This window comes from Pseudoalteromonas sp. Z1A6 (assembly GCF_011378745.1).
Classification (GTDB): domain Bacteria; phylum Pseudomonadota; class Gammaproteobacteria; order Enterobacterales; family Alteromonadaceae; genus Pseudoalteromonas; species Pseudoalteromonas arctica.
Window position 1 is genome coordinate 1 of sequence record NZ_WTKW01000215.1, and the last position, 7,385, is coordinate 7,385.

The window sequence follows — 7,385 nt, forward strand, 5'->3', positions numbered from 1 at the left end:
AAACTAATTTAAAATCAGAAATGATAAATTGGTTAGAAAAACATTTCGAACAAAATTCTATAAGAGAGTTAATTGCTCAACGTAGTACTTTAACTTGGTCAAAAGTTTATATACCAACAATAAGAGGGTTGCGTCACGTTGCCGAGGTAGATATTTTTGAAACTCGAACTAAGTCAGATTATTTCCCTAAACTAAATAAAAATGAATGTGAGATTTTTACGGGTCACAACCTTTATCAAGATCTGACACGACACTTACTAGGCTCCTTCGGAAAACGACAGAAAGTTCGCGAGTATGAAAAGTATCTTTCTGAAAACTTTTTTTTTGGCAGAGATATCTCTTTAGTGCCAATGGTTGATAAAGATGTCGTGCATGTCAAAGAAGGTGATGATGAAGATAGGCCTATTTATGACTTAGGTGACGGTATTCAATCAATCATATTATTGACGTATAAAGTTTTTATGGCTGAAGAGCCGACTATGTTTTTTATTGAAGAGCCTGAGCACTTTTTACACGCAGGTCTTCAAAGAACCTTAATTGAAACATTTGCAAAGCATAAAGAGCATATGTTTTTTATGACTACTCATTCAAATCACTTTTTAGATTTAGCTCAAGAGCGTGACGACATTTCTATTCAACAAGTTTCACGGGTAAAAGGTGAGAGCAAAGTCCAAGCTTCTTTAGATTATGGTGAGTTACTTAATGAGCTTGGTGTACGTGCATCGTCTGTACTTCTTGCTAATTGTTCAATTTGGGTGGAAGGCGTTACTGATAAATTATACTTGCGAGCCTATCTAAATAAATACATCGAAGAGCTTGAAGATGAAGATAAGAAAAGTAAGCTGAAAAGTTATCATGAAAATCTTCATTTTGTTTTTACAGAGTACCAAGGCAGTAATATTACTCACTGGAATTTCAGTGGTGATGTTGAAAACGATGGTAATGAAACTCCAGCTAAAAGACTCAACAGAAATATATTACTAATTGCTGACGCAGATATAGATGGTAAAGGTGAGCGTGTTAAAAGCTTAAGGGGAGCTTTGGGTGATGCATTTTATTTACTTGACTATAAGGAAATTGAAAACTTTATACCCTTTGATATTTTGATTGATACAGCTAAAGCTAGATGGGGAACTTTTACCCAAAGAGCCGGTTGTGATATCGATAAATTTGATAATATTAAAGAAAGCTCATTTAGAAAAAAAGATGTTGGTATCGGTAAGGTTTTGGAGCGTAATGTCGTTAAAGCCGAAAGACTTGAGCGAAACTTTTACTCTGACAAATCAGGCACAATTAAAGACAAAGTTAAATTTTGTCATACTGCAATTTCACTAATGAATGAATCTGATGATTGGAAATTAACGCCAGAGCTAACTTTACTATGTAAAAGGGTCTGGGATTTTATTGAATCACATAGTCAATAACTGCTTATGTGATTCGACCTTTTAGATGTAAGTGAGCGGACTCAGAAATATCACATCCAATAGCTTGTCGATTTAAGTTATTGGCTGCTACTAAAGTAGCTCCTGAGCCAAAAAAAGGATCAACGACGAGTTCATTTTCATTACTGCTTTGAGAGATAAGCGTTTCAATTAACTTAACTGGCTTTTCAGTAGGGTAGCCCCTGTATACTCTTTTACACGTGAGGATATCTGGCACGCTTAAATCATTTAACTTGCGCTTACCTTTCTCGAAAAAAAGAATATATTCGTGTCTGGCTCTGTAATGATAACCCATTCCAATAGTCACTTTATCCCAAATTATTGGCTTCCAAAACTTGAAACCTACTTTTTCAGCTATTGGCTTAATATAAAACATTGTTTCCTGATCGCAGAATAGATAAAAATGCGAACCTTTTTTAAGTACTCTGTAAATTTCTATTAGTAGTTCTTCAAAGCGATTATTTGGAAATATGTCGAACCATTGATTGCTTGACGATTTACTTACTTTTAGGCGAGTAGTAGTTCCTATTTTTCGATGTTTTTCTAATGATTCGTAGGGTGGGTCAGTAATTAAAAGATCAACACTTTCGGTTGAAAGTGTTGATAACCAATTTACCGCGTCATCTTTATGTACTTGCATTAAATCTCTTTAGCTAAAGTGTGCTACACAAACGGCCATTGTGAAAAGCTTTCGAAGCAACGCCCTTTTTTAATCGTCGACAATCAATGCAATAGCTTTGATACCCATCAGGGTTGCGAGCCGTTTTACGAGCAGGAGTAATTCCAAAAGAAGCCGGATATGGATGGAATATATGTTCGGAACTATTAGCGTCTGAACAATGAGGGCAAGATTTAAACTTTTGACCGGTTGATGAGTCTCTTTTTTGAACCATGCCGCTATTTAAAGCTTTGCCACAGCAGTTACAAGCCATAAGAATATCCTTATAAGTTAGCTTTGTATTTTTAAATTTGAGTTTTTTATTATGTTACTGGCTATTAATACATCCATTAGAAATGCCGTAACGCTCTCTACAGTATCAGATATTGTACTTTTGTGAAGTACGAATGATTTAACGATAATTATTTTTGACTATCTAATTTATTTAGCCTAAACCTAAACTAAGATTTTCTTAGTTTAGGTTGGCGATGCATTTTTTAGTTCAAACAAAACCTTACCCAGATGAGGCGCTCGAAAGCTATTTACTAAGGCTTGCAAGAGATAACTCATACGATAGTTATAGTGAGCTTGCTGATATTTTGTGGCAATGGCTTGCAGAGCAAGATCATGAGCTTGAAGGTGCGTTGCCGTTAGAGCTTAGCAAGGTTGATGTTTATCATGCTAGGCAAGCGAGCAGCTTTAGAATAAGAGCCCTTAAGTTGGTAGCTCAATTAGCAGATGTTAACGCTGGTGATATTCTTGGACTTGCATGGCGGCGCAGTAACTTTAAATTTGGCAACTTAGCAGCAGTAAGCCGAAATGAACTAACAATTCCCCTTGAGCTACTTCATACTGATAACATACCTGTTTGCATTGAATGCTTGTCTGAATCTTCTTATGTTCCTTTTTACTGGCATTTAAAGCCCTATAAAGCGTGTCATAAGCATAAAACACAATTAACCTCACAATGTAGGGAATGCTATAAATTAATTGATTATAGAGCTTCTGAGGCGTTTTTAGAGTGCAGTTGTGGTTGTAAACTAACCAATAGTAAACAGTTAAACGATGCAGACTTTAAAATTGCACTTGCGCTTGCAAGTAATAACAGCCATAAAATAGTCGGGTTAGTATCTTGGTTTGCGAAGGTTAAGCAACTTGATGTAAGCGATGCTGACTTTAACTGCGCTTTTGTTGATTACTTTAGTACTTGGCCTGATAGCCTTACCACTGAATTAGATTTACTCACAAATAATGCGCGTCTCAAGCAACTTAACCCTTTTAATAAAACTAAGTTCAACTCTGTCTATGGCAATGTGATTCGTGATGGTCAAATAGCTGCAACAAGTAACCGTAAAAACAAAGTAATTGATGAGATTATTAATTACTTTGTTACATTAGTTGATAGTAACCCTAAAGCTAAACACCCAAATATTGCAGATTTACTGCTTTGTACTTTTGATACCGCAGTATTATTAAACACCACCACAGAGCAAGTTTATCGGCTTCACCAAGAAGGCTTTTTAACATGTGCTTACCCACAAAAAAAGCACGAACAGATTAGAGCTGATAGCCATGTATTTTATTTACGCCAAGTGATTGAACTACAGCAAGCATTTGCAGCTGAAAAGCCTCAAATAAAAAAACAATTTATAGCGCCGTGGTAACTTATGAACTTACAAGATGCATTTGCAATTGAATCATTAAAAGAAAAAACCACAGCCCTTAGAAAGTTGTTTGCCCCATACACGCCTCATGTTGCGGTAGATGGATTTGAAGAACAAGCGCTGACTGTACTCATTAACCTAGTTTATAAGCGAAGTGAAATTGATGATTTAACAAGTACAAGAACTGCTAAAAGTGTATTACGCGATGAAGTGTTACTGAGTAAGTGCATTAACGAAGTTAAATGGTTTCATACTCATAACTTAAAATACCCCGATATACGCGTAAGCCATCAACGTTTAATTAGTGAAGTTGTAAGTGAAGATATTGCGGGTATTTGTAGCCGGTCATTACCTTTAAGTTTTGGATGGTCGCACAATAGTGCTGAAATTAATCATGCAAAGCTATTTTTAACCTCATTTATTTGGCAAGGTGAAGTAACTTGTTTAGCAAAGTTACTAATAGCTGAAGAGCCTGTTTGGATCAATTTAATAAGAGGGTACGGGTTTACTAAAAAGGCGGTTTTAGACATCGCGGGTAAAATAAAACAGCAGTTGCCAGTTGCAGAGCTCCCATTAGAAGTAAGCCCTTTTTCACCACAATTACAAATGCCATTTCAGCAAAGCTACCTTGCGGTTACGCCTGTAGTAAGCCACGCAATGCTAGCTAAAATTCAGCAATTAACAACAGATCGTAAGTTAAACTTTGGCTTAGTTGAGCACTCAAGACCTGCCAATGTAGGCGATTTAGCAAGCTCAGTAGGTGGTAATATAAGAGTGCTTCGTTACTTCCCTAAAACATATTCAAAGGCTATTAACCGCTCTAAAGTAGCCAATAATGATATTGAGAAAGCATTTAAAATTCGTGCGCTATTAAGTAGTCAATTTCAGCATGCGCTTTTGGTATTGGTTGGTATTAAACAGTTTAATACGTTAAGGCAAAAGCGATTAGCGCGAGTCGCGGCTATTAGGCAAGTACGTGTTAGTTTGCAGTTATGGCTTTATAACATTCTTGAAGCTAAAAATAACGCGCAAAACCAAGCTTACCCTGAGTGGGCAAAACATTACTTAGATCAGAGTATTACTAACTGTATTAGCCAATTTAGTAACATACTAAATGAAAGCCTTGGTAATTTAAGTAAGCTCAAACGCTTTGCATATCACCCTAATTTAATGGGGTTGTTTAAAACGCAGTTAAACTATGTGTTTACTCATTGTACAACTGAAGAAGAAACATTAAATGATGAGCAAATAGTGTATGTACATTGCCAAGATATGCGAGTGTTTGATGCCGAGGCAATGGCTAACCCATATATTCAAGGCATGCCGTCACTTACTGCTTTAAATGGGCTTGCTCATAACTTTGAGCGTAAGCTAAAAAACCTTATAGACCCTTCCATTAAGTGTATCGGCAGTGCTATTTACATTGAAAACTATCAACTACATACAGGTAAACCATTACCTGAGCCAAGTAAGTTAAAACAAGTTGCAGGGCGTAGTCATGTAATAAGATCAGGAATTATCGATAAACCTAAATGTGACATAACACTCGATTTAATATTTAGGCTTTTTGTACCAAATGAAGAGATACTTAATAAGTTAAATAGTCAGCTTATAAAGCCCGCACTACCATCTACGTATGCAGGCGGGACTATGCATCCACCTTCGTTATATCAAAATATAGACTGGTGCCATTTACATACTACACCGAGTGAGCTGTTTAAAAATATAAAGGCAAAATCGTCAAATGGCAGTTGGCTGTACCCTTCAAAAAAAGTAGTTAAAAGTTTTGAGCAATTAATCGATGCCCTTAACGGTAACTTTAATTTAAGACCCGCTGCAATTGGCTTTGCTGCGCTTGAAGAACCCGTAAAACGAGATGCAGCATTACATGAACACCATTGTTATGCAGAGCCCGTAATTGGGTTGTTAGAGTGTGTTAGCAATACATCAGTAAAGTACGCAGGCGCTAAGCAGTTCTTTCATGACGCATTTTGGGTTATGGATGTTCAAAAAGAGTCTATGCTTATGAAAAAGTCTAAGTTTGAGTATGAATAATGCAATTACCTCGGCACTTAAGTTACACGCGTTCGCTCTCACCCAGTAAAGCGGTGTTTTTTTATAAAACACCGGAGTCTGATTTTGAACCGTTACAAATAGAGCAAAATAAATTAGTTGGGCAAAAGTCAGGGTTTGGCGATGCGTATCAAAAGCAAAATGTGGCTAAAAATTTAGCGCCACAAGATCTCGCGTTTGGAAACCCTCAAACAATTGATGTGTGTTACGTTCCTCCAACGGTAAATGAGCTATTTTGTCGTTTCTCACTCAGGGTTGAGGCTAATTGTATTGAGCCACATGTATGTGATGACCCAAAAGTTATTTATTGGTTAAAACGGTTTTTCGAAACCTATAAAAAGAACAATGGCCTTAATGAAGTTGCAACGCGCTATGCTAAAAATATACTGATGGGCAACTGGCTTTGGCGCAACCGTCAATCACCGAATGTTGATATTGAAATCCTTACTGAACATTCAGACCCAATTATTGTTGAAAGTGCACAAAAATTAAAGTGGCAGGGCAATTGGCAAAATAATCAAACAGCACTAATAACACTATCAGAAGCTATTCAAGAAGGGCTCAGCAACCCTCAACATTATTGTTATTTAGATATAACCGCCAAAATTAAAAATGCATTTAGCCAAGAGGTTCACCCTAGTCAAAAGTTTGTAGATACTGTTGAACAAGGTATGTCATCTAAACAACTTGCATATACTCAAGTAGGCGATAAAAAAGCAGCAAGTTTGAATTCACAAAAAGTAGGGGCTGCTATCCAAACTATTGATGATTGGTATGAGGGAGGTTACAAACCTTTACGCACTCACGAGTATGGCGCAGATAAGCAAATATTAGTTGCACACAGAACACCTAAGAGCCATTCAGACTTTTATTCATTACTCCCGCGCATTGCTTTGCATATTAAACACATGGAAAAGCATGGTTTAGAGCAAAGTGAAGAATCAAATGCAATCCACTTTATTGCGGCAGTTTTGATCAAAGGTGGCTTGTTCCAAAGGAGTAAAGGTTGAAGCGCTATTATTTTACCATTACTTATTTACCCAAAAATTGTGATGTAAGCCTTCTTGCTGGGCGTTGTATTGGCATTTTGCATGGGTTTATGAGTTCGCGTGAGATTAGTAATATAGGTGTGTGTTTTCCTAAATGGAATGAGCAAACAATAGGTAATGAATTAGCGTTCGTATCAACAGATAAAAAGCAATTAACCAACCTATCTCAGCAAAGCTATTTTGAGATGATGGCTCATGACAAGTTATTTGGCTTATCAACAATACTCGAAGTACCAACAGAGCAAAATGAGGTTATGTTTATTCGCAACCAATCAGTAGCCAAGGCTTTTGTTGGTGAAAAGCAAAGACGGTTAAAACGCGCTAAAAAACGAGCTGAAGCCAGAGGGGAAATTTACAACCCTGAATATAAGTTTGAGGCGAAAGATATAGGTCACTTTCATTCAATACCTGTATCAAGCAAAGGCAATGGGGAAAATTTTATACTTCATATACAAAAAATTGAAAATACTAATGCGGTAGGAAATCAATTTAATAATTA

General features: G+C 36.7%; 6 protein-coding genes. 5 read left to right on the top strand and 1 reads right to left on the bottom strand.

What is annotated here, in order from left to right; all coding sequences use genetic code 11:
* On the top strand, positions 1–1,424 hold a 1,424-nt coding region (locus GQR46_RS13485; RefSeq protein ID WP_165741215.1), incomplete at its 5' end, for an AAA family ATPase.
* 4 nt (positions 1,425–1,428) lie between these two features.
* Here GQR46_RS13485 and GQR46_RS13490 read toward each other — a convergent pair.
* A complete protein-coding gene (locus GQR46_RS13490) occupies positions 1,429–2,082 on the bottom strand; it encodes a site-specific DNA-methyltransferase (RefSeq protein WP_165741216.1) in 654 nt (217 codons plus the stop codon).
* 506 nt (positions 2,083–2,588) lie between these two features.
* Here GQR46_RS13490 and GQR46_RS13495 point away from each other — a divergent pair.
* The 4 genes from GQR46_RS13495 to cas6f all read left to right on the top strand — a co-directional run.
* Positions 2,589–3,764, top strand: coding sequence for a TniQ family protein (locus GQR46_RS13495; RefSeq protein ID WP_165741217.1), 1,176 nt, complete (start codon positions 2,589–2,591; stop codon positions 3,762–3,764).
* A gap of 3 nt (positions 3,765–3,767) precedes the next feature.
* The gene (locus tag GQR46_RS13500; protein WP_165741218.1) at positions 3,768–5,819 is read left to right on the top strand and encodes a type I-F CRISPR-associated protein Csy2; all 2,052 of its coding nucleotides are present in this window, start codon (positions 3,768–3,770) and stop codon (positions 5,817–5,819) included.
* Positions 5,819–6,847: a type I-F CRISPR-associated protein Csy3 gene (gene csy3, locus GQR46_RS13505; protein WP_165741219.1), complete on the top strand. Its 1,029-nt coding sequence runs from the start codon at positions 5,819–5,821 to the stop codon at positions 6,845–6,847. Before GQR46_RS13500 ends, csy3 begins: the two co-directional genes overlap by 1 nt.
* Positions 6,844–7,385: type I-F CRISPR-associated endoribonuclease Cas6/Csy4 (gene cas6f, locus GQR46_RS13510; protein WP_165741220.1), on the top strand; the 542-nt coding region annotated here is incomplete at its 3' end. The genes csy3 and cas6f, both read left to right, overlap by 4 nt.

Bases quoted from the DNA above. Each gene is read 5' to 3' on its own strand.
- GQR46_RS13490 (WP_165741216.1), bottom strand. From the start codon at position 2,082: ATGCAAGTACATAAAGATGACGCGGTAAATTGGTTATCAACACTTTCA.
- GQR46_RS13495 (WP_165741217.1), top strand. From the start codon at position 2,589: ATGCATTTTTTAGTTCAAACAAAACCTTACCCAGATGAGGCGCTCGAA.
- GQR46_RS13500 (WP_165741218.1), top strand. From the start codon at position 3,768: ATGAACTTACAAGATGCATTTGCAATTGAATCATTAAAAGAAAAAACC.
- csy3 (WP_165741219.1), top strand. From the start codon at position 5,819: ATGCAATTACCTCGGCACTTAAGTTACACGCGTTCGCTCTCACCCAGT.